General features: G+C 51.6%; 12 protein-coding genes. 10 read left to right on the top strand and 2 right to left on the bottom strand.

Going from position 1 to position 21,214, the window contains the following annotated elements; translation table 11 throughout:
• Positions 1 to 159: 159 nt before the first annotated feature.
• The 8 genes from AC506A_RS20580 (at position 160) to gntK (ending at position 15,221) form a co-directional block, all read left to right on the top strand.
• Positions 160 to 1,896, top strand: coding sequence for a sensor histidine kinase (locus AC506A_RS20580; protein WP_495462892.1), 1,737 nt, complete (start codon positions 160 to 162; stop codon positions 1,894 to 1,896).
• Positions 1,889 to 3,481 (top strand): response regulator transcription factor, encoded by a 1,593-nt coding sequence (locus tag AC506A_RS20575; protein ID WP_495462891.1) that lies wholly within the window; start codon positions 1,889 to 1,891, stop codon positions 3,479 to 3,481. Before AC506A_RS20580 ends, AC506A_RS20575 begins: the two co-directional genes overlap by 8 nt.
• A 184-nt stretch (positions 3,482 to 3,665) precedes the next feature.
• Positions 3,666 to 7,541: a sugar-binding protein gene (locus tag AC506A_RS20570; protein ID WP_495462890.1), complete on the top strand. Its 3,876-nt coding sequence runs from the start codon at positions 3,666 to 3,668 to the stop codon at positions 7,539 to 7,541.
• Positions 7,542 to 7,654: 113 nt separating this feature from the next.
• Positions 7,655 to 9,664 (top strand): hypothetical protein, encoded by a 2,010-nt coding sequence (locus AC506A_RS20565; RefSeq protein ID WP_495462889.1) that lies wholly within the window; start codon positions 7,655 to 7,657, stop codon positions 9,662 to 9,664.
• 229 nt (positions 9,665 to 9,893) lie between these two features.
• Entirely contained in the window at positions 9,894 to 10,877 is a 984-nt protein-coding gene (locus AC506A_RS20560; RefSeq protein WP_495462888.1) for an ABC transporter permease, read from the top strand.
• A 10-nt stretch (positions 10,878 to 10,887) separates the two neighbouring features.
• Positions 10,888 to 11,811, top strand: a complete 924-nt coding sequence (locus tag AC506A_RS20555; protein ID WP_495462887.1) for a carbohydrate ABC transporter permease — start codon at positions 10,888 to 10,890, stop codon at positions 11,809 to 11,811.
• A 78-nt stretch (positions 11,812 to 11,889) separates the two neighbouring features.
• Positions 11,890 to 13,488, top strand: a complete 1,599-nt coding sequence (locus AC506A_RS20550; RefSeq protein WP_495462886.1) for an ABC transporter substrate-binding protein — start codon at positions 11,890 to 11,892, stop codon at positions 13,486 to 13,488.
• 188 nt (positions 13,489 to 13,676) lie between these two features.
• Positions 13,677 to 15,221 carry a gluconokinase gene (gene gntK / locus AC506A_RS20545; protein ID WP_495462885.1) on the top strand — a complete coding sequence of 515 codons (1,545 nt, stop codon included), beginning with the start codon at positions 13,677 to 13,679 and terminating at the stop codon, positions 15,219 to 15,221.
• A gap of 42 nt (positions 15,222 to 15,263) precedes the next feature.
• Here the strand turns inward: gntK and AC506A_RS20540 are convergent, their stop codons facing one another.
• A complete protein-coding gene (locus AC506A_RS20540; protein WP_495462884.1) occupies positions 15,264 to 15,809 on the bottom strand; it encodes a hypothetical protein in 546 nt (181 codons plus the stop codon).
• A 177-nt stretch (positions 15,810 to 15,986) separates the two neighbouring features.
• Entirely contained in the window at positions 15,987 to 17,060 is a 1,074-nt protein-coding gene (locus AC506A_RS20535) for a M42 family metallopeptidase (RefSeq protein WP_495462883.1), read from the bottom strand.
• A 257-nt stretch (positions 17,061 to 17,317) separates the two neighbouring features.
• Between AC506A_RS20535 and AC506A_RS20530 the strand changes: the two genes are divergently transcribed.
• Together AC506A_RS20530 and AC506A_RS20525 are read left to right on the top strand one after the other, a co-directional pair.
• The gene (locus tag AC506A_RS20530) at positions 17,318 to 18,961 is read left to right on the top strand and encodes a response regulator (protein ID WP_495462882.1); all 1,644 of its coding nucleotides are present in this window, start codon (positions 17,318 to 17,320) and stop codon (positions 18,959 to 18,961) included.
• Positions 18,954 to 20,741: a cache domain-containing sensor histidine kinase gene (locus AC506A_RS20525; RefSeq protein ID WP_495462881.1), complete on the top strand. Its 1,788-nt coding sequence runs from the start codon at positions 18,954 to 18,956 to the stop codon at positions 20,739 to 20,741. The genes AC506A_RS20530 and AC506A_RS20525 overlap by 8 nt, the downstream gene beginning before the upstream one ends.
• The last annotated feature ends 473 nt before the right edge of the window (positions 20,742 to 21,214 follow it).

Here is a 21,214-nt window from a genome sequence, read left to right as displayed (position 1 = left end):
GGGGAGGCTGCCTTGACGGGCAGCCTTTTTTGCGTTTCTTCCTCACCTGAGGAGGTAACGAAAACGTTCAATTGTGCACCGTACAGCGTGGACGACTTTTCACGCAGTGTGAGATAATCGAATGTACCCAACTCTATCTACTGAAAAGGATCGATTCCGATGAAGGTGTTCCAATCGCTCCAGTTTAAGCTCATTATCGGCATATTCGCGGTGCTCGTTCCACTTGTCGCCTATCATCTCTATACGAACTTTTATGCCATTCATGTCGTACGAGAGAAAGTAGCGTCCTCCAATAATGATTTGGTGGACTTGTTCATGCAGAGCAAGGTCGATCAAGTGCTTGAAGATACGAGTAAATATTTGCTGACTAGGGCTGCCAGCGATCCTGATGTGCTGTCTTTGAACCTATTCTCAGACAGTGATGGGGAGTATCAGATGCGCAAGGCGCGCATCATTAACCGACTGCGGGACGATCTCGTGCTGTACAGTACAATCAATACGTTCTTCGTCTATTCTCGCAATGCGCAAGATTTAACCGTTACGGACGGTAATTATAAAGATTTCGGTGAACTGGCCAACTGGCTGGATAAAAGCAGCGTGAACGATCATGCCGGCTGGACCGTATTGCACAACGGTCGGGGATATGGATTGTTCACGGCCGTTCATGCCTCTCCGGATGTGATGCTCGGCGCATGGATTGACGTGAAGAGCTTGCTGGTTCCGTTCCGCCAATTGAACCTCGGGGGAGGCGGGGAGGCTATGGTGCTCGGACCGAAAGGCGAGCCATTGACGTCCTCCTCATTAACGGACTCCGGTCTGGATGATCTTCGCCCTCAACTCGACCTGTTGAACGATTCCTATGTAGTGCTGGATCAGCCGGAGGGGAAGAAGCTTGCTGTAGGTACGAAATCACAGCTGTCAGATATCCGCATCGTTGTTCTCGTACCTGAGCGAAACCTGCTTCAGCGGCTTACCTTCTTCTTAAGGGCGGCATGGATCATTCCGATCGGCGCTGTATTGGTGCTGTGCTTGTACATCCTTCTGCTCAGGCGAGTGCTGTTCATGCCGCTCAGCGACCTGATGCGCGGTATGCGGCGGATCATTCAAGGGGATTTGAATTTCCGACTGGCTGAGGACAAGACCAGCGAGCTATCATTCCTATCATCTACCTATAATCATATGGCCGATCAGATCAAGCAGCTTCGGATCGGCATTTATGAACAGGAGCTACGCGTCAAACAAGCAGAACTGAAGCATCTGCAGGTACAGATCAATCCCCATTTTTATTTGAACAGCCTTCATATTATTTATAGCTTGGCTACGCTGAAGCTGTACGGGAATGTGCAGAAGATGGCGTTATATTTGGCGGATTACTTCAAATTCACCATTAGGACGAATCGGTCGCATGTGACCTTGAACGAAGAAATGAAGCATATTCGCAATTATTTGGAAATCCAAAAGCTGAGATATCCCGATATGTTGGATTTTGAGATCAACATTCCGGCACCGTGGGGAGAAGCTTCCATACCGGCGCTATCGATTCAGCCGTTCGTCGAGAACGCGATCGTTCATGGCATGCGAATGGAAGGCGAGTCGTTCTTTGTTCGGATGGTTGCGCAAGCGCTTCCGGATGATCCGGAGCGATTCGTCGTCGAGATTGCCGACAACGGAGAAGGGTTCCCTGCCGAGCAGCTGTTGAAGCTCGCATCGGGAAGTTATATGGAGGAGGCGGATGGCAGCCACATCGGGATCTGGAATGTGATTCATCGGCTGCAGCTGTATTTTGGCGACAAGGCGTCAGCGCACTTCGCGAACGGCGATCCGGACGGTGCGATCGTTCGACTGACCTTACCTTTCAACATGGGAACAGACGGAGGAGGCAATGAACATGTTTAATCTATTGATCGTAGACGACGAGAAATATTCGGTCGCCGGCATTACGCAAGGCATTGATTGGGCGGACCTGCCTATCGATAACATCTACGAGGCTTACAGCGCCAAGCAAGCGAAAGAACTGATGAACCGCGTGAACGTAGATCTCCTGATCTCGGACATCGAGATGCCCGGTGACAACGGGATTCAGCTCCTCGAATGGACGCGCGAGCAATTTCCGGAGACGGAAACGATCTTCCTAACCGGACATGCCAACTTCAGCTATGCCCAGCAGGCCATTCATCTGGGAAGCTATGAATATATCGTAAAGCCGATCGATTATGACGAGCTTAAGGGAATTGTCGTCAAAGCCTTGAAGGAAATCGGTGAGAAGCGTGAAGCCAAAGCTTATCAGGAAACGTACCGGCGTTATCACGACAGATGGGTACAGCAGAAGCCGCTCCTCATTGAACGCTTCTGGCAGGATCTCTTGAGCCAGCGCATCTCTTCTTCGCCGGATAATATCGACGAGGCGATCCATCTCTATAATCTGCCGCTGTCTTCTCATCAAACGGTGCTTCCAATCTTGATTAGCGTGGAACAGTGGAACAAAGAGCTCGATACCCGGGACGAAGAGATCATGGAGTATGCGATCCGGAATTCGGCAGCGGAAATTTTGCTTTCGGATGGCCGTGGTGTGGTGATGCAAGACAGGTCAGGTGTTAATGTGGCTCTACTTTATGACGGGGTAAACAGTGATGATGGCATTGAGCAATTGAAGAATCGCTGCCGGAGCATGCTTGAAGCGGCTAAGCGGTATTTCTACTGCGAGATTTCCTGTTATATCGGGGAAGGGACGGAGCTTTCCAGCTTACCCGCCTCCTATCGAACATTATTGGAGCAGGAACAAGATAACGTGGCCGAGTCGAACCATGTGTTTATGTGGTCGGAATCGGCGGGGCGTACGACACAGCAGGTCATTCCATTTGCACCTGTCGACGACTGGATGGTACTCTTCGAAGCAGGTAATAAGCATGAGCTGTTCAAGCGATTGGAAGATACGGTAAAGGCGATGAGGGAACGCGAGGCAACGGCGGATATGGTAGACATGCTGACGACCTCGATCAAGCATTTACTCTATCGATCGTTTCACCGCCAAGGGTTACCGATCCACAGCGGTTACGCCGCAAGAGTCGGCATTCGGTCGTTGTCACAGTTTCATTCTTGGGCAAAACAAACGCTTGAGGAAGCGTTCGAGGTCTATCATGGCCAAGTGCCGGACACGAGGGCAGTTATCGACACAATCCATCAGTTCGTGGCGCTGCATCTCATGGACGAAGAACTGAAGCGGGAAGATATCGCAAAGCATGTCTTTCTTAACCCGGCGTACTTGTCCCGTTTGTACAAGAAGGAGACGGGGATTGCGTTATCGGACTACATCATGCATGCCCGAGTGGAGAAATCCAAGGCATTGTTGTCAGACACGGATCGTAAAGTATCCGATATCGCAGAGTCGGTGGGATACACGAATTTATCTCACTTCGCGAAAGTGTTTCGTAAGATCGTCGGCATCGGCCCCAAGGAATACCGGCAAAAATTCAATAAATAGCTAGTTCAAGCCTCCGATGATGGCATCGGAGGTTTTTTATATCGCAAACTTGCCGACGAGGTAACGGAAACGTCGGAATTGTCACCGTACGTCGTAGAGTAAACGCTTCCAAACGCTATATCATTCAGGATGACATCAGTAAACGGTGTTGGTAAGAGATATGGATTATGGAGGAGGAAGCAAATTGGGGAAGCAAGTGAAGGCAGGGTTGATCGTCAAATGGTTGCTGGCACTCGTTGTAGCGGTTCCGTTATGGCTGCCTAATCAAGGTGCATCGGCGGCGGAAGCTTCTGGGACATGGACGAATAGCTTCGATCCCGATGTATTTACGGGTTGGGGGTTGTGGGCAGGGGAAGGCAGCTCGGTCAAGCAAGAAAGCGTGACCGGCGTATCCGGCCAAGCGGTACGTATTGATTATGATCGTTCCGCGCTCGGCTGGGGGCTGGTCGCACATGCGGAGCTGCCTGCGGATTGGCATCTGGACGATAGTATGAAGACCATCCAGTTCTATGCCAAAGGCGATGGGGAAGAGCAGACGTTCTACGTTGGCGTGGAGGAGAAAGACGGGGGAGACAAATACCGCAAGCTGGTGACCATTGGGGAGAGGGATTGGACGCTTATTACAATTCCGGTTTCGGAGCTCACCTATCAGGATGGCGGCGACCAGCATCTCGATTGGGACAAAGTGAACGCCATCAATATCAGTCCTGAGATGAATCGCTCCGGTCAACTTACGATTGACGACATGACTTTAGGGGCGTTCGAACCCAGCTTCACAAACAGCTTCTCTCCTGACACCTTCGGTGATTGGGGATTGTGGGCCGGAGATGGCAGTCAGATTGCAAAAACAGAGACAGAAGGTGTGGCAGGTCTTGGTGCTCGATTCACCTATACGCGTTCCGATGCAGGCTGGGGGCTTGTCGCGCATGGAACCATTCCTGCGGACTGGAAGCTTGAAGGCACGCAGGCACTGAAGTTCATGATTCGCGGTGACGGAACGGATCGGCACTATTCCGTTGGCCTTGAGGAGAAGGATGGCGGGGACAAGTTCCGTTCCGTTATCGAGGTGAAAGGCAGCGGCTGGACGCCCGTGACAATCGCAGCCTCGGAGCTCGCGTACCAGGATGGCGGCGGCGATGGGAAGCTGGATTGGAGCCTGATCAATGGCATTAATATCAGTCCGGAAGAGAATGGCACCGGTTACTGGGAGCTTGATAGCTTCTCGTTCTACAAGGGCGGTTTATTGCCTCCGGTGGTGCGTGAACCATCGTTAAAGATAGCGAAGCTGGCCGCTCAGAAAGCGGGATCGGTGTTCGAAGGCAAGAATATCAAGATCGAAGCGAAGCTGAGCAATAGCAGATCTTCGTCGACCTCGCAGACGCGAAAGCTGAACTATACAGTGAAGGATGCATGGGGTACGAAGGTGCTGACAGGAAGCATAGCTATTCCCGTCATCACAGCCGGAGGAGAAGTAAGCTTGTCCGCGTCATTCATAGCGCCGAGCTACGGATACTTCACGTTTGAAGCGGTCACGGAGGATGATGGAGGCTTGACGTCTGCTATGACGACTGCATTCGCTGCTGTTGCAGCTCCTTCCTCAGCAGGGAAACATTCGCAGTCCGATTCACTTAACGGCTTCTCGACGCACTATGATTACCTCGCGAGTGATGCTCTCCGCCAGCAAGAGGCAGAGCTCATCCGTTTATCGGGTTCTGAGCTGGTCCGCAATGATTTTCTGTGGAACACGATTGAGCCTTCGAAGGGCACCTATAACTGGTCGCTCTATGATCGAATTGTAGCGGCGAACAAGAAGAACGGCCTTCAAATGATCGGCATGCTGGCTTATAGTGCGACTTGGGCGAGTACTGCAGCAAGCGGTGTTGAGATGCCCGAGCATTACCCACCGCGTACAGTTGGCGAATATGCAGACTTCGTTTATCGGACGGTAATGCGGTATAAGGATACCGTCGATCTGTGGGAGATATGGAACGAGCCGAATCTGGATGGCTTCTTCAGACCGGTGCATTCGGCGGAAGCGTATGTAGAGTTGCTGAAGGCTGGATATTTGGCGGCCAAGCGGGCAGATCCTTCTGCGACCGTCGTCATGAGCGGTCTATCGGGAACGGGCGGCAGCTATTTGGATGAAATGATCGCTCAGGGAGCGATGAAATATACCGATGCCGTAGTTATTCATCCTTACCAGGCGGGAGATCCGGAAGCCGGAAATGCGTTCGTTCACGATATCGCAGGCGTTCAAGCGAAAATGCCGAACAAGCCGGTTTGGCTGACGGAGTGGGGCTGGAGAACGGATGAGCAAGGTGCGGATAAACAAGCGCTCTACACGGTGAAGGGATATCTGCTCGCCGATGCGATGGGCGTCGAGAAGAATACGCTGTACTCATTCAATATTGCGACCGATACGCAATTCGGCCTTGCCGATTCCGGTGTTGGCGGTGCTGTGAAGCCGATTTACCCAGCGGTGGCTGCCATGAATCGAGTATTGTCGGGTCGTGCTTATGCAGGAGATGTTAGTCTTGGCAGCGATGGCGATGGCGTGACCGCACTTGCATTCGATCGGCATGGAGCAGAGCCTGTTATTGCATTATGGTCGACGACTTCCAAGATGATTCAGTTAACCTCATCCAAGTCCGTGACGGTATTCGATTTCTTCGGCAACTCCTCATCGGTTGCGCCTAACAAAGGGAAAGTGACGATACAGCTGTCTGCACAGCCGATATACGTGCAAGGGAGTGACCTCCGGTCGTACGTCAACCGAGCTGTCCCCAGAACGACGAAGAAGCTGTCTACAGGGAAGCCTGTCGATCCTGCGGAAGCCTGGATTATGAACAGTCCCTATACGCGGATTGGCAATGCGAAGCTGACACGGGGTTTCGATAATTCATTCTCAGTCGAGGTTTATAACTATAGTAGCCGCAAGCTCGCAGGAACGCTGGAGCTGAAAGGGATTCCGAAGAGTTGGTTTACATCAGCGAAGGGGATGTTCCGCGATTACGAGGTCAAGCCTTACGCAAGCCAGACGATCACTTTTCAATTAAAGCCGCTGGCAGCTGCTGAGCTCGGTACCGTTCAGGCAACTGTTCAACCGCTTGGTTCGAAGACGGCATTAGCTGCCAAGAAGGTTGCCCTGGACGTTGTTCCGAAATTGGCAGTTCAAGTCGATAAGAAGGTCGTGCAGCTTGCGAACACGACAAACCTTCCCTTGTCTGGTACAGTGACACTGCCTGCTCCATCAGGTTGGGGGCTGACGTTGGGACAGACGACATTTGAGCTTGCGCCGGGGGCAACGGTTTCACTTCCATACACGTTGGCTCCGCTTAGCGGAACGAAAGCAACAGGCACTCTGTCGATAAACGGAAGCGTAAGCACAGGCGGAGAAACGATTCCTTTCGAGCAGAAGCTTTATGTAGTGACGGCTAATCAAGTCTCTCAGGCTCCCATAATCGACGGCCTCGCAGATGACAGCTGGCAATTAGCCGCATCTGCGATTGCAAACGAGCAGATGCAAGTTAGCGTGAATTATCGCGCGAACTGGCAAGTAAACGATGTTTCGGCGAACGTGAAGCTGATGTGGGATGCATCGAAGCTGTACGTGCTGGCGGTGGTGAAGGATGAGAAAGCCTTCCAGCCGCAATCGGGTGGAGGCATGTGGCAGGGCGATTCACTTCAGCTGGCATTCGACGCCACGAACTCGGCAGGAACCGGTTATGGGCCGCAAGTATACGAGATGCAAATCGGTAAACCCGATGGAGCCGAGCCTCAGCTATTTAAAGGAATGGGCTTTGCCAAAGGCGGGTTGATGGAGAATGGGGAAATTGCCGTCATTCGCGATGAAGCGAACGGTACAACCTTCTATGAGCTGAGTATTCCGTTTGCCGAGCTTGATGGTTTCGGCGCTGGTTCGGCCTTGAAGGCCGCAGGCTTCTCATTCCTCGTCAACGACAACGATGGCAGCGGCCGCGAGGGTTATATCGAATGGTCTTCCGGTGTGGGAGACGCCAAGAACGCTTCGCACTTCGGTACGTTGTGGCTGATTAATTAGTTTGGCAGTACGAGGAGGGCATAGTGACAGCAACGGTTTCGCAGTTTCAGCGATATCGGTAGTATGTCCTCCTCTTCTTATAGCTGCACAAATTTATGGGAGCAGGTGAATTAGTGAAGAACACAAGGCAGGGAAGTTGGGTGAAAGCAGGTTTGAAGGTAGGCATTGCGGCAGCAATGGGACTTACAATGCTGTTCCCCGCAGGTGTCAGCTTCGCAGGTACGGCAACGACGATTACCGTGGACACGGCTTCGAATGCGGGAAGCGTCAATCCATACGTATGGGGCGTTGGGGCACCGGACAAGTATGCGTGGTGGGCCGGTAATACGGCACTGAAGACGAGAATCAGCGATGCGAAGATTAAGCTGGTGCGCGTGAATCCGATTCAGAACATGCTGTATAACGGCAGGGACCCTTATCCATCAGCCGGTACATTTGCTCTGACGGACATGGATGCGATTCTGAACACGATCTATGATGCCGGAGCAGAGCCGCTCTTTGTCATTGCTGGCTTTCCGGCAGGCGTACCGAATACTCGTGATGCAAGCGGGACGATTACGTCCGCCAACTGGACCGAATACGCCAACTTCATGAAGGGCGTCGTAAAGCGCTATAACACGGACCATGTGTTAGGGGCTTCCAAGACGATCCGTTATTGGGAGCTTTGGAACGAGCCTACCATTGAAGGCGACGGGAAATTCTCGAGCCAAGCCAACTACAAAACGTTTGCACAGACGGTTGGTAATGCCATGAAGGCACAAGATTCCTCGATTAAGCTGATCGGTCCGGTAGACGCATGGTCAGATCTTACCTCGACCGGATACGTATCCTATGCGGCAAAGCAATTAGAGAGCCAGGTTGATATCCTGAGCTGGCATGATTACGGCCCAGACCCTACGAATTCCGATGCCACAAGACTCGCATGGACGAAGCCGCACTATCAGGATAATATTGCAACGGTGAAATCCGGCGGAGCCGGTGACATTTTCAAAGGACCGTCCGGCAAGATATATGGGGCGGCAATAACGGAATATAACATGAGCCACCAAGACGGAGGCGCAACGTATAACGCAAAGTACCACAACCAATTTAATGCCGTCTATTCAGCGAGTGCTATTGTGAATGCAATGAAAGGCAACGCGGACATGTTCATGTCTTACAATCTAGCGGAGACTGGCACGAATTTGCTCGGTTTGCTCGATAACGCATCATACAGTCCTTATAAGCCTTACTATGCATACCATCTGTTCGGCAATCATTTCGGCAACCAGAAGCTGACCGGTACAGGTGGCACGACCAATCTCGAATTTGTATCCTCGAAAGACACGGCGACCGGTAAAACCTACATCATCGCGGTCAATAAAGATGCCAGCGTGACCTATGATGCAGCGGTGCAATTGCAAAATATTTCTTCTGCCACCGGTAACGTGAACGTATGGAAGCTGGATGCTTCGACGAATCCGACCTCCAGCACCTCGCAGGCCTATTCGGGCAGCCAGTTCACGTATTCGATCGCACCAATGACGGTCGTTGCATTCGAAGTGACGCCGGGTACCGGAGGCGGCGGATCTACGTTGTTTACGAACGGTTTGGAAAGCTCGGAAGCGGCACCGACCTGGCTCGATACGTTGGATGGCAGTATGAACGTTACGGGCTATTCCGCAGGCACGAATCCGGAATGCTCGCCGCGTCTGGAATCCCCGCATGCGGGAACAGCTGCGTTGATGTTCTCTGGTACGGACAACAGCACTTCCCAATCCTATGCCAAGTGCAAAGTGTTTGACGTTAATATTCCGATTACGGCATCGACCAAACTAGGCTACTGGCTGTACCCGCAAGTGAATAATGCGCGTTACGTTGCCGTTGACCTGATCATGACGGACGGTACGACGCTTCGCGACAGCGGAGCAGTCGATTACAACGGCTATAGCATGCACCCGAACGCCGGTCATGGCGGGGCAATCGCGCTGAATACATGGACGAATATCAAGTCGAATATCGGTACGGTACTCTCAGGTAAAACGATTGACCGGATTATTCTGAATTACGACCATGCTGCCGACACGGGACAATATCGCGGATATGTCGACGATATTGTCATCACGAACGGAACGCTTCCGTGACGCTGTCAGGAGGTTAAATAAGCCGAATACTTTGCTGCTTCAAAAGTACGCTTCTGGCGACTTTTGAGGCCTTTTTTTTTGCCTCGGGAAATGCGGAATACTGTGTAACCAAAACGTCCATCATGTCACGAGCATGCGTAGAGGGAGGCAGGGCTGCTCTTCTATAATTCAGATAGAGACGGAGAGACTGAACGACATCATAGAGAGAAAGAGAGAAAGTGAGGCATGAATGATGAAAACAATACCCGCGAACCTGAACGCCGGCGCTGTTGCTAAGGCCGAGAAGAAGCTGACCAAACCGAGCCGGTTTCGCAGCTTAATCCGCTTCCGCATGCTCTACCTGATGATGCTTCCGACGATTGCGCTCGTCATCATCAATAATTACTTGCCGATGTTCGGCATCCTCATCGCCTTCAAGAAGATTAACTATGAGCTGGGGATACTGGGCAGCCCATGGATCGGGTTCGAGAACTTCAAGTTCCTCTTTGCTACAACGGATGCTTGGAATATCACGCGTAACACACTGCTCTACAACATCGTTTTTATCGCGACGAACTTGGTGCTTGCCGTGGCGTTTGCGCTCATGCTGAACGAAATACGCAGCAGAGCACTGGCGAAGTTTTTCCAAAGTGCGATGTTCCTGCCCTATTTTCTATCCGCCGTTGTGATCAGTTATCTCGTGTTCGCGATGCTTGGCGAAGAGCATGGCTTCATAAACAACGTACTGCTCAAGTCTCTCGGCCTTGATCCGATCTCCTGGTACGCCAAGCCGGAAGCATGGCCGATCCTGCTGCCCATCATTAACGCTTGGAAGAATGTCGGCTACTTCTCGGTTGTGTATCTGGCAGCCATCGTCGGAATTGACGAGGAATATTACGAAGCGGCGCTAATCGACGGCGCAGGCAAGTGGAAGCAGATGATCAGCATTACGCTGCCGCTGCTGATGCCGGTTATGGTCATCATGACCTTGCTGCAGATCGGACGAATCTTCTATGCGGACTTCGGATTGTTCTTCCAAGTCACGCTCGACACCGGGGCGTTATATCCGACGACAAACGTGATCGACACTTACGTTTACCGCTCATTCATGGTTATGGGAGACATCGGCATGTCCTCCGCGGCGGGATTATATCAATCAGCCATCGGACTCGTACTCGTATTTGCATCCAACTTCATCGTCAAAAAAATCAATCGCGACAACGCGCTTTTCTAAGGAGGCTCTCATGATGAAAGCAGTACATGTACCACATTCGCCTAATGCCATCTCGAAGCGCTCCAATTATTTGATCAGCGCGGTATTCTGGTTCTACACCATCGCATGCGTGTTTCCGCTGGCACTCATCATCGTCGTTTCGTTCACAGATGAAATGTCGATTCTCAAAGACGGCTACCAGCTGTTCCCGAAAGCATTCAGCACCATGGCTTATCAGCTGCTGTTCGAAGATTCCGCGCAAATCGTACGCTCTTACGGCATTTCCTTGTTCGTTACGATCGTCGGCACCATGCTGAGTCTGCTGCTCACAGCGGCCTTCGCTTACCCGATCTCGCGCAAAGAGCTCCCCTATCGAAACAGCTTCACGTTCTTCATCTTCTTCACGATGCTGTTTAACGGCGGACTTGTTCCGTGGTATCTCGTATACGTCAAATATCTTCACCTGGGTGACTCGATCTGGGCGCTTATCGTGCCGATGCTCGTGCAGCCATTCAATATACTCATCATGCGCACGTTCTTCCAGACCACGATTCCCGGTGCCTTGCTGGAAGCGGCAACCATTGATGGAGCGGGTGAATTCAAAATTTTCTACAGCATTGTGCTTCCCTTATCTTTGCCGGTCATCGCGACAATTGCTCTGTTCAATACGCTGATGTATTGGAACGACTGGTTTCTGAGTCTGATTTTTATCAGCGATAATGTGACAGTCAGCGTGCAGTATCTCATGTACAAAACCATGCTGAACATCCAGTATCTCACCTCTAATGTGCAAGCATCGGAGGCCCTTACCCGAGGCGGAGGAACGCTTCATCTGCCGAGCGAGGCCATTCGCATGGCGATGGCGGTTATCGGCATCGGACCTATCATTCTCGCGTATCCGTTTTTCCAGAGCTATTTTGTTAAAGGTCTTACGATCGGGGCTGTCAAAGGCTGATTCCGGCAAGCTATACTACTGGTATTGGTTTGTCCGGTTAGCATAGATTAATAGTCATCCACTTGGGAGGGTAAACGAATGATTTCCAGAAAAAGAAAGAGCTATTCGGCAGTCGCCTTGACCTGTGCGCTTGGGCTCGTATTGACGGGCTGCGGCAGCAACGGCAACAATGTCAGCAACAGTACCAACGGGGAAGCAACGAAGCAAGCGAACACAGCGAATACGAGTGCGGCAACTGAAACCGAAACCGAAACGACTAATGCCTCAACTGAACCTGCTGCGCCTAAGCTGGAAGAAGCCGATTTGACGCTTTATTATCCGGGATCACCTCAGAAAGACGAGCAAGAAGTGGAAGCGGCGGTTAACGATTATTTGAAAGACAAGATCAATGCCAAGCTGGACTTGATGCCGATTGATTGGGGCAGCTGGGACAGCAAAATCAACCTGATGATTTCATCATCCCAACCGGCTGATATTATTTTTACTGCGGCTTGGAATGGATTCACCGTGAATGTCGGAAAAGGCGCATTCTTGGACTTGACCGACTTGATTGATCAATATGGCAAAGAGATGAAAGCCGTTATGAACCCAGCGCTCCTAAGCGGGTCGAAGGTGAACGGCCGCAATTACGGCATTCCGACGAACAAGGAGCTGGCGGCGACACGCGGGTTGCTGCTGCGCAAAGACATTGTTGAGAAATACGGCTTTGATTTAAGCACGATTCATACGACAGCGGATTTGGAGCCGATGCTAAAGACGGTCAAAGAGAAAGAAGCCGATATGACGCCATTCTACGTATCGAGCGACAGCGGTTTGCTGACCAATCTGAACTTTGATACATTGGGTGACAACTCGGTTCCCGGCGTCTTGCATAAGATCGGCACGGAAACGACGATATTGAACGAGCCGGCAACGCCGGAATTCAAAGATGCAGCCGCGCTTAGTCGTAAATGGTACCAAGCAGGCTACATCAACAAAGATGCTGCAACGACGAAAGTCAAACCGGATGAGCTGATGAAGGCAGGCAAAGTGTTCAGTTATACGGCCTCTCTGAAGCCGGGCGCTGCAGAAGAAGTCATGCGTTCGGTTGGTGTTCCGCTTGTTCAAGTTGAACTGACGGAGCCGACTACGACGACAGGCGACACAACGGGGTCGATGCTCGCGATCTCCCGCACTTCGAAGAATCCGGAGCGCGCCATGATGCTGATCAACTTGCTGCATACAGACAAAACGCTCAATAATTTGATCAACTACGGCATCGAAGGGAAACACTATGTGAAGGTAGAGGGCTCGGATGATGTCATCAAGTATCCGGACGGCGTTGAGGCTGCAACTTCAACTTACAGCCCGGGCACAAATTGGCAAATCGGTAATCAGTTCCTCAACTTCTTGTTCGACACCGAGAATCCGAAAAAGTGGGAGATGTTCAAAACATTCAACGATTCGGCGAAGCCTTCCATCGGGCTTGGTTTCACCTTCAACAGCGATAGTGTGAAGAGTGAAGTAGCCGCATGCGTTAACGTCTACAAAGAGTTCTTCGGCACATTGAACGCGGGGACTGTTGATCCGGACAAATATATTGCGCAATTCCTCGACAAATTGAAGGCTTCCGGCGTTGATAAAATCATTGCCGAGAAACAGAAGCAATTCGACGAGTGGAACAAATCCAAAGGTTAATTTGCAGTGAGCCGTCCAGGCTTCCTCTTAGGGGGGAGTTTGGGCGGCTTTTCTGCTGCAGCGAGCTGCGTCCAACATTGCGCTATACAGGCAGGGAATATATACTACATGGAAAGTGATGATCAGTGAAAATACATACGCTACAACGCACGAAACTTGTAGATGATAGCGGGGAAGAAGGATTAACGATGAATAGCGAACAGTTGAACTATATGATAGGCGTAGATATTGGGACGACCAGCACGAAATCCGTGCTGTTCCTGGAGGATGGCAGTATCGTCACCTCCGCGCATGTGGAATATCCGCTTTACACACCGACACCGGAAGTGGCGGAGCAGGATCCGGATGAGATTTTTGCAGCGGTAGTCTCGACAATGAAGAAAATCATGCAAGGCGTGAATGCTGAGGATGTGCTGTTTGTTTCGTTCAGTTCGGCCATGCATAGCGTTATTCCGGTCGATGCCGATGGGAAGCCGCTCATGAGATGCTTAACCTGGGCGGATAATCGCAGCGCAGCTTGGACGGCTAAGTTCAAGCATGAAATGGGCGGTCATGAGGTTTATTTGCGGACAGGCACGCCGGTGCACCCGATGTCGCCGATCACGAAACTGCTCTGGCTTCGAAATGACGAACCAGCGCTATTCGGCCTTGCGAAGAAGTTTATTTCGATCAAGGAATATGTCTTCTTCAAGCTGTTTGGCGTCTATGTCGTCGATCACTCGATTGCTTCGGCGACAGGCATGATGAATCTGGAGATGCTGGACTGGGATGAGGAAGCGCTGCGTATTGCGGGCATTACGAGTGACCGGTTGTCGGAGCTCGTTCCGACGACACATGTGCTTAGCGGGATGAAGGCTGAATTAGCGGAACAAATCGGATTGCTGCCGAGCACGCCTTTCGTTGTAGGCGCTAGTGATGGACCGCTGTCCAATCTGGGCGTGGATGCGATTGATCCAGGCGTCGTGGCGCTTACGATCGGCACAAGCGGCGCGATCCGCACGGTCGTAGATAAACCCGTCACGGATCCGAAAGGTCGTTACTTCTGCTACGCGCTGATGGCGGACAAATGGGTTATCGGCGGGGCGGTGAACAATGGCGGCGTCATCTTCCGCTGGCTCAGGGATGAGCTGGCTTCGGCCGAGGCGGAAGAAGCGAAGCGTATGGGCTTAGACCCGTACGATGTGCTGACGCAAATGATGGAGGAGGTGCGTCCCGGTTCGGATGGGTTGATTTTCCACCCCTACCTGACGGGAGAGCGAGCACCGCTATATAACCCCGATGCGCGCGGTTCATTCTTCGGTCTGTCGCTGCATCACCGTAAGGCGCATATGATGCGTGCTGTGCTGGAAGGCATTAATTACAATTTGTATTCCGTTCTTCAAGCCTTGGAGGAAACGATCGGTAAGCCGGCCAAAATCCACGCCACAGGCGGATTTGCACGCTCTGCGCTATGGCGTCAGATGATGGCGGATATATTGGGACAGAAGATCGTCATTCCGGAGAGCTTCGAGAGCTCCTGCCTAGGCGCGGTTGTGCTCGGTTTGATGGCGATCGGCCGCACCGACTCGTTGTCCATCGTCTCGAAGATGACGGGCTCCACCTTCGAGCTTAAACCAAATAAAGAAGCAGCAGACCTCTACGAGGAGCTGCTGCCTATCTACCTGCGCCTATCGGATAAGCTTACAGACGAATACGCAAGTATTGCCGCCTACCAGCGGAAACTGTTTCAATAGTTCAGGGCCGATGCGGTTTCAAGCAACCGATTCAATTAACCGTCAGCGAATATCGTGGTTAATGGCAATGATCCCGATAACCTGAGGCTTATCGGCACTGCCGCCAAACCAGATGTCGCCGTTGCCGACCATGACGCCTTGGTAATTCACGAACACTTGTTCAGCCGACTGCTCGGCGATCGCTTGTTTAACCGACTTGTCGATGATGGTGTCATATTGTTCGACAAATTCGCGGCGTGTCTTGATCAGCATTGTACCTGACGTGCTGTTCACTCTGAGCGGATACAGAATATGATTCGCCACGGTGACCTTATTGTCCGCAGCGATGGCTGCTTTGACCGCTTTGAATACCTTGAAGAACGCCTGCGGATCATCGATGCCGGCTACTTCAAACGGATTAGTTCCGGCTTTGATTTGACTCGTGATGGTCGGCATAGATCCGACTTGGTGCTCTGCTGTGCTCTTATCTTTATCCGATTGGCTGCAGCCAACTAGGGAAATTACGACTGTGAAGGATATGAGAACGGCTGATGTCAGCCTGTACCAAACATTTGATCGTCTTCCAGTATGTGAGTGCATTACCATCATCCTTTCTTCTCTTATGCTTTCACTTTATGGACGAAAGGATTCAGCGTAATGTTTCGATCTGCGAAATAGAAAATAGTTCTAGCTTTGGAGGCGCGGTTAGTTTCTTCTCAAATGGCCAAAAAGACCAGTGAACGTTCGGCTTGCGAACGGTTCACTGGTCTTTTCTTTAAGCCTTGCTTAGGAGTTGTCGATTATCGTCTGGTAGGTCGTGCGGTCGCAATGCTGCACCAATTTCACGAGCAGTTCCTTTGCCGCGTCGTAGTCATCGGTATGCAGGACGGAAGACGAGGTATGAATGTACCTTGCACATACGCCGATAACGGTCGAAGGGATGCCGATTCCTTGCGTATGTACCGCTCCTGCATCTGTTCCGCCTTGGGATACGAAATACTGATACGGAATATTGTGCGTTTGCGCCATATCCAGCACGTACTCCACCATGCCGCGGTGCGTTAGCATGCTTGGATCATAGAGACGCAGGAGAGTGCCTTGACCAAGCTGGCCAAAGGCAGATTTATCGCCGTTCATGTCGTTCGCTGCGCTGGCATCCATAGCGAAGAACAGATCCGGTTTAATCATGGCAGATGCTGTTTTGGCTCCGCGCAGACCGAGCTCTTCTTGTACGGTTGCTCCGGAATACAAAACATTCGGGAGCTTCTGTCCGTGCAGCTCTTTAAGCAGCTCGATGGCAAGGCCGACGCCATAGCGGTTATCCCATGATTTGGCCATAATTTTCTTCGGATTCGCAAGCGGGGTGAACGGACAATACGGTACGGCCTGCTGTCCGATACGCACGCCAACTTCTTCGGCATGCTGGCGGCTGTCCGCGCCGATGTCGATATACATCCCCTTCACATCAAGCGGCTTGCCGCGCGCCGCTTCATCGAGCAGATGAACAGGCGTCGTTCCGATGATGCCGACAATCGGCCCGTTCTCGGTCATCACTTGAATGCGCTGCGCAGGCAGCACTTGGCTGAACCAGCCTCCAAGCGTCTGGAATTTGAGCATCCCGTTCTCCGTAATGCCTGTGATCATGAAGCCAACTTCGTCCAAATGACCTGCCGCCATAATGACCGGACCGCTCTCATCGCCGCGCATGACGCCAAAGATGCTGCCCAACCGATCCTGAACGATTTCATCTGTATATTTCGTAAGCTCAGCGCGAACAAAACTCCGCAGCTCCCGCTCAAAGCCGGATGCCGCTTGAAATTCGGTTAACGTACGCATCAGTTCCATCGTTTCTTGATTCATCTTAATTCCTCGCTATCGTAATGGGATGGGGGATATGCAGTAGGATCAAACACCAAACACCACTATTCTACCGCCTTTCCAAACGAAGGTAAATGAGACTTGTTGTCGAACTATACTAAAGCGCTTCCAAAGTTTAGTTTCGATTGACCTGTTAAAGATAATATTCCCCCATTGCCTGCCTGGAATTAAGAGCGATAAGATAACGGTACGTTCATGTTGAAGTCGCATACATACTCGGTAAAGGGTGATGAGAGAACATGTATCGGGTGCTGATTGTAGATGATGAGAAGGAAATCAGGGAGGGGCTGCGGCTTCGTTTCCCTTGGGTGGAATTTGGCATCGATCTGGATGAAATATATACGGCTGACGATGGTGAAACCGCGCTTGAGCTGACCGAGCAGTTAAACCCGGACGTGATTGTGACGGATATCAAAATGAGCCGCATGTCGGGTCTCGAATTTATTCAGTCCCTTCATCAACGAGGAAATTTCTCGGGCAAGTCAATCGTAATCAGCGGCTATGATGATTTTGATCTGGTGAAGCATGCGATGCAGCTTGGCGCCATTGATTATGTGCTCAAGCCGATTAACATCGAGGAGCTGTCGCAAGTCATTCACAAGGCCCTCAGCCAAATTCGCGAGGAACGGCTCGACAAACAGAATAAACTGCTGCTGGAGAATCAAGTGCATTTTGCATTACCAAAAATGCAGGAGGAAGTCGTTCGCGAAGCAGCGGAGAACGAGTATAACCCTTACTGGGAATCGCGCATGATGCATAGACTCGGCAATTTGCAGCTGGAGTGGCTGACGCAGCATAAGCTCGCGCTCATGCTCATTGAAGTGGATGATCTGAAGGCAATCGACCAAGGGAAGCTGTATCGCAAGGAAAAGGAGCTTGTCTTGTTTGGCATCAGCAATGTCGTGAAGCAGACGCTTCAGGAGGAATATGCTCACCAGGTCTGCATGTACAGCGATGCGAAGTCCCGTTTCGTGATCGTCCTCAGCTGTAATCATCAGGAGCAGCTTTGCACCATTAAGGATATTGCGGTTACATGCATTGACCGGATTAACGACTATGTCAAAGTGAAGGTCAGCATTGGACTCGCCTCAACGGTTGGAGGTATTAAGCAGCTGCATGACATGAGGCAGGAAGCAGCTGATATTTTGGAGCAGAAGGCGGTCTACGGCGGCAATCGGCTGCTGCTTCGTCAGGATCTCGGCGTCGATGCGGAGTTCTCGGAGCTGTCGCTTGGCAACGTCAATGAAATGTTCGATCTTATTCGTTATGGCTCTGATCGGGAAATTCGAACCGTCATGCAGTCTTTCCCCGAATTTGTTCGGACATGGGGCGCGACTAACATTAAAGACATCCAACAGAAAATCTTCGAGTGGCTGCTGGAATTATTCAAGAAAGCAGCCGCAGGCGGCTGGAAGGAACGCGGCTGGGAACGCAATCCCATCGCCATTTGGGACCGTCTGGAGCAGTACGATACGCTGGATTCGCTGCGCATTCAGGTGGAGAGCTATCTGGTGTCCATCGCCGCGGATTTCAGGAAAAATTGGGTGCCGCAAAGCCAAATTATTTCGGAAGCGGAGAAGGTCATTCAGCGGAACTATGGGGATAATTTGACGCTGCACACCGTTTCGCTGGAGGTTCATGTTACGCCGGTGTGGCTCAGCAAGCTGTTCAAGAAGGAGAAGCAGCAAACCTTTTTGGAATATTTAACTGAAGTGCGGATCGAGAAAGCGAAGGAAATGCTGGGTGACGTTGCAAACAAAATTTATCAGGTCTCGCAAGAGGTAGGCTACCGCGACCCGGTTCATTTTACGAAGCTGTTCAAGAAGAACGTTGGTCACACGCCTAAAGAATATCGAAAGCTGAGAGGAATCAACGATGAGTAGCTATACGCTTCAGCAAGCGGCCTCTTTGCGCAATAAAGTGATTGGCATGTTCTTTATGATCATTATCGTGCCGTTTCTGCTCTTTGCCTATTATGCGCATATCAAGTCAGTTGAGGGCATTTCGAATGCCAATGCTTCGTTCTCGATGGACTATATGCTCCAATCGAAGCGGAATTTGGATCGCTATCTGAACCAGCTGAACGAGCAGATTAATGGCATCATCGGTAATGCGAAGTTTCAGCAGCTGATGGAGGCCTCGATGGTTCCCACGAAGGATGAGAGCTCGTTTATATCCGGCATGATGCTGCTGCTCGATCAGTCCAAGTCGCAGGTGGATGCTTTTCGAGTACGTGTATTTCCGATAGATCCGAGCAAACATCCGATGTATATCAATACGCTGGATGAACAGAAGGGATTTCAGACAAGCAACTGGTTCCGAACCGCACAGAAGACGATTACGCCGACGTGGCATCTGTTCATGCCTGCGGAAAGCACTTATTTCAGGCCGATGCTGTCCAAAATCAAGCGGTTTACAGGGCTGCATGACCAAATTCCGCGCGGTATCGTCATTACGGATTTGACGGAGGATCAGCTGAAACGCTATCTCTTGCCTTCGCAGCGGATGAAGGGACAGCGAATGTTTCTGATGACGCGCAGCGGTTATGTGCTCTATGATACGGCAGACAATGAGCTGGCCGGCAAGCTTATTCCGTCCAAGCCGCTCATTGATTCGATTGCAGGCTCGACGCAGAAGGCGGAAACGCTCACGATTGACGGGGAGAAGCAGCTGGTCACCTATGTGAAGCTGGATACGGAGCAATGGATGCTGGTCAGTACGACGCCATTGGAGCAACTCACGCATCCGATACAGGAAATGGATAAGCTGCTCGTTTTCTTCCTCATTATTTATTTGATCTGCTGCATCGGGGTCATCATCTATATCACGCTGCATTTCACCCATCCGCTGCACAGGCTTGTGCGTTCCATGCGCAAGCTGGAATCCGGCGAATTCCAATTCATGCTGCCGCCTTCGGACCGCAGAGACGAGATCGGTTGGCTGTATCGGGGCTTTAACAACATGACCGGCAAAATCCAGCAGCTGCTCGACCAAACGACGCAAGCCGAGCGGACGAAGAAAGAGTTGGAGTTTCAGGTATTGAGCCACCAGATTAATCCGCACTTCCTGTACAATACGCTGGAATCGATCCGGTGGAAGGCGGAGTACCATAACATGCCGGATATTAGCGAAATGGTTTCCTCTCTAGGTAATTTGCTGCGTCTGAGCCTTAATCAAGGCAAGGAGATTACGACCGTGTCGAGGGAAATCGAGCAAGTGAAGGCGTATGTCCGCATCGAGCAGGCTCGCCTGGGCAACCAGGTTCGGTTCTTGATTTCGATCGATGAAGAGGTGCTGCATGCGCCGTTTCTCCGCCTGCTGCTGCAGCCGCTTGTCGAGAATGCGATTCATCATGGCATCCGGAGCAATCCCGAGAAAGGGAAGATCATGCTGACCGGACGCCGCGAGGGAGCGGATATTGTCATTGAGCTGAGCGACAATGGTCAAGGCATTCCGGAGGCGGTGCTGCAGGAGTTGAACAACCTGGAGGAGAAGGCAGTCCCTGTCGCCAAGCGCCGCGGCGTCGGTCTTCGCAACGTGAACGACCGGCTGAAGCTGTATTTTGGCGAGGCTTATACGCTGCAGATCGAAGCCAGAGCGGGAAGCGGGACGCGCATCGTTCTTCGGCATCCGATCATGGAGCCGGAGGAGGAGCTGTCTTAGCGGGTGGGCGGGCATGCGGGTCCTCCGCAAACCATCGTGGAGCGGGAGTGTGGGGGGTCCTAGTAGGCGAAGCCTCTGGGAACCAATCCTAGCAGGTTGTAGCCTACGGATCCACTGGCAACCCCAATGAGGAGCGGGAGAATGGGCAGTCCTAGCAGGTGGCGACATGCGGCTCTTCCGGTAACTAGTCGTGGAGCAGGAGAGTGAGTAGTCATAGCAGGTGGCGCCTAGCATGTGATGTTGGAGGGGCACTATTCCGAGGATCGGAATATGTGCCCTTTGTTATTGGCGGGAACTACGAGCTGCCGCACATGTGCGGGAAACGGAGAAAGTATCCTCAAGAGAGGTAGCAGGTACCGCACATGTGTGGGAGGTCGGACAAGAGTAGCTCCCAGAGCAACACATTAGCAGTTAGTGGGCGAAATCAGCGAAAGAGTAGCTCCCAGAGCAACACATCGGATAGAAACCAGTTT

The organism is Paenibacillus sp. N22P23, assembly GCF_059383735.1.
Note: the sequence above shows the minus strand (reverse complement) of the source record. Positions and strands in the feature narration are given on the sequence as shown.

Bases quoted from the DNA above. Each gene is read 5' to 3' on its own strand.
- AC506A_RS20580 (WP_495462892.1), top strand. From the start codon at position 160: ATGAAGGTGTTCCAATCGCTCCAGTTTAAGCTCATTATCGGCATATTC.
- AC506A_RS20540 (WP_495462884.1), bottom strand. From the start codon at position 15,809: ATGATGGTAATGCACTCACATACTGGAAGACGATCAAATGTTTGGTAC.
- AC506A_RS20530 (WP_495462882.1), top strand. From the start codon at position 17,318: ATGTATCGGGTGCTGATTGTAGATGATGAGAAGGAAATCAGGGAGGGG.
- AC506A_RS20555 (WP_495462887.1), top strand. From the start codon at position 10,888: ATGATGAAAGCAGTACATGTACCACATTCGCCTAATGCCATCTCGAAG.
- AC506A_RS20575 (WP_495462891.1), top strand. From the start codon at position 1,889: ATGTTTAATCTATTGATCGTAGACGACGAGAAATATTCGGTCGCCGGC.
- AC506A_RS20560 (WP_495462888.1), top strand. From the start codon at position 9,894: ATGATGAAAACAATACCCGCGAACCTGAACGCCGGCGCTGTTGCTAAG.
- AC506A_RS20550 (WP_495462886.1), top strand. From the start codon at position 11,890: ATGATTTCCAGAAAAAGAAAGAGCTATTCGGCAGTCGCCTTGACCTGT.
- AC506A_RS20525 (WP_495462881.1), top strand. From the start codon at position 18,954: ATGAGTAGCTATACGCTTCAGCAAGCGGCCTCTTTGCGCAATAAAGTG.
- AC506A_RS20535 (WP_495462883.1), bottom strand. From the start codon at position 17,060: ATGAATCAAGAAACGATGGAACTGATGCGTACGTTAACCGAATTTCAA.
- gntK (WP_495462885.1), top strand. From the start codon at position 13,677: ATGAATAGCGAACAGTTGAACTATATGATAGGCGTAGATATTGGGACG.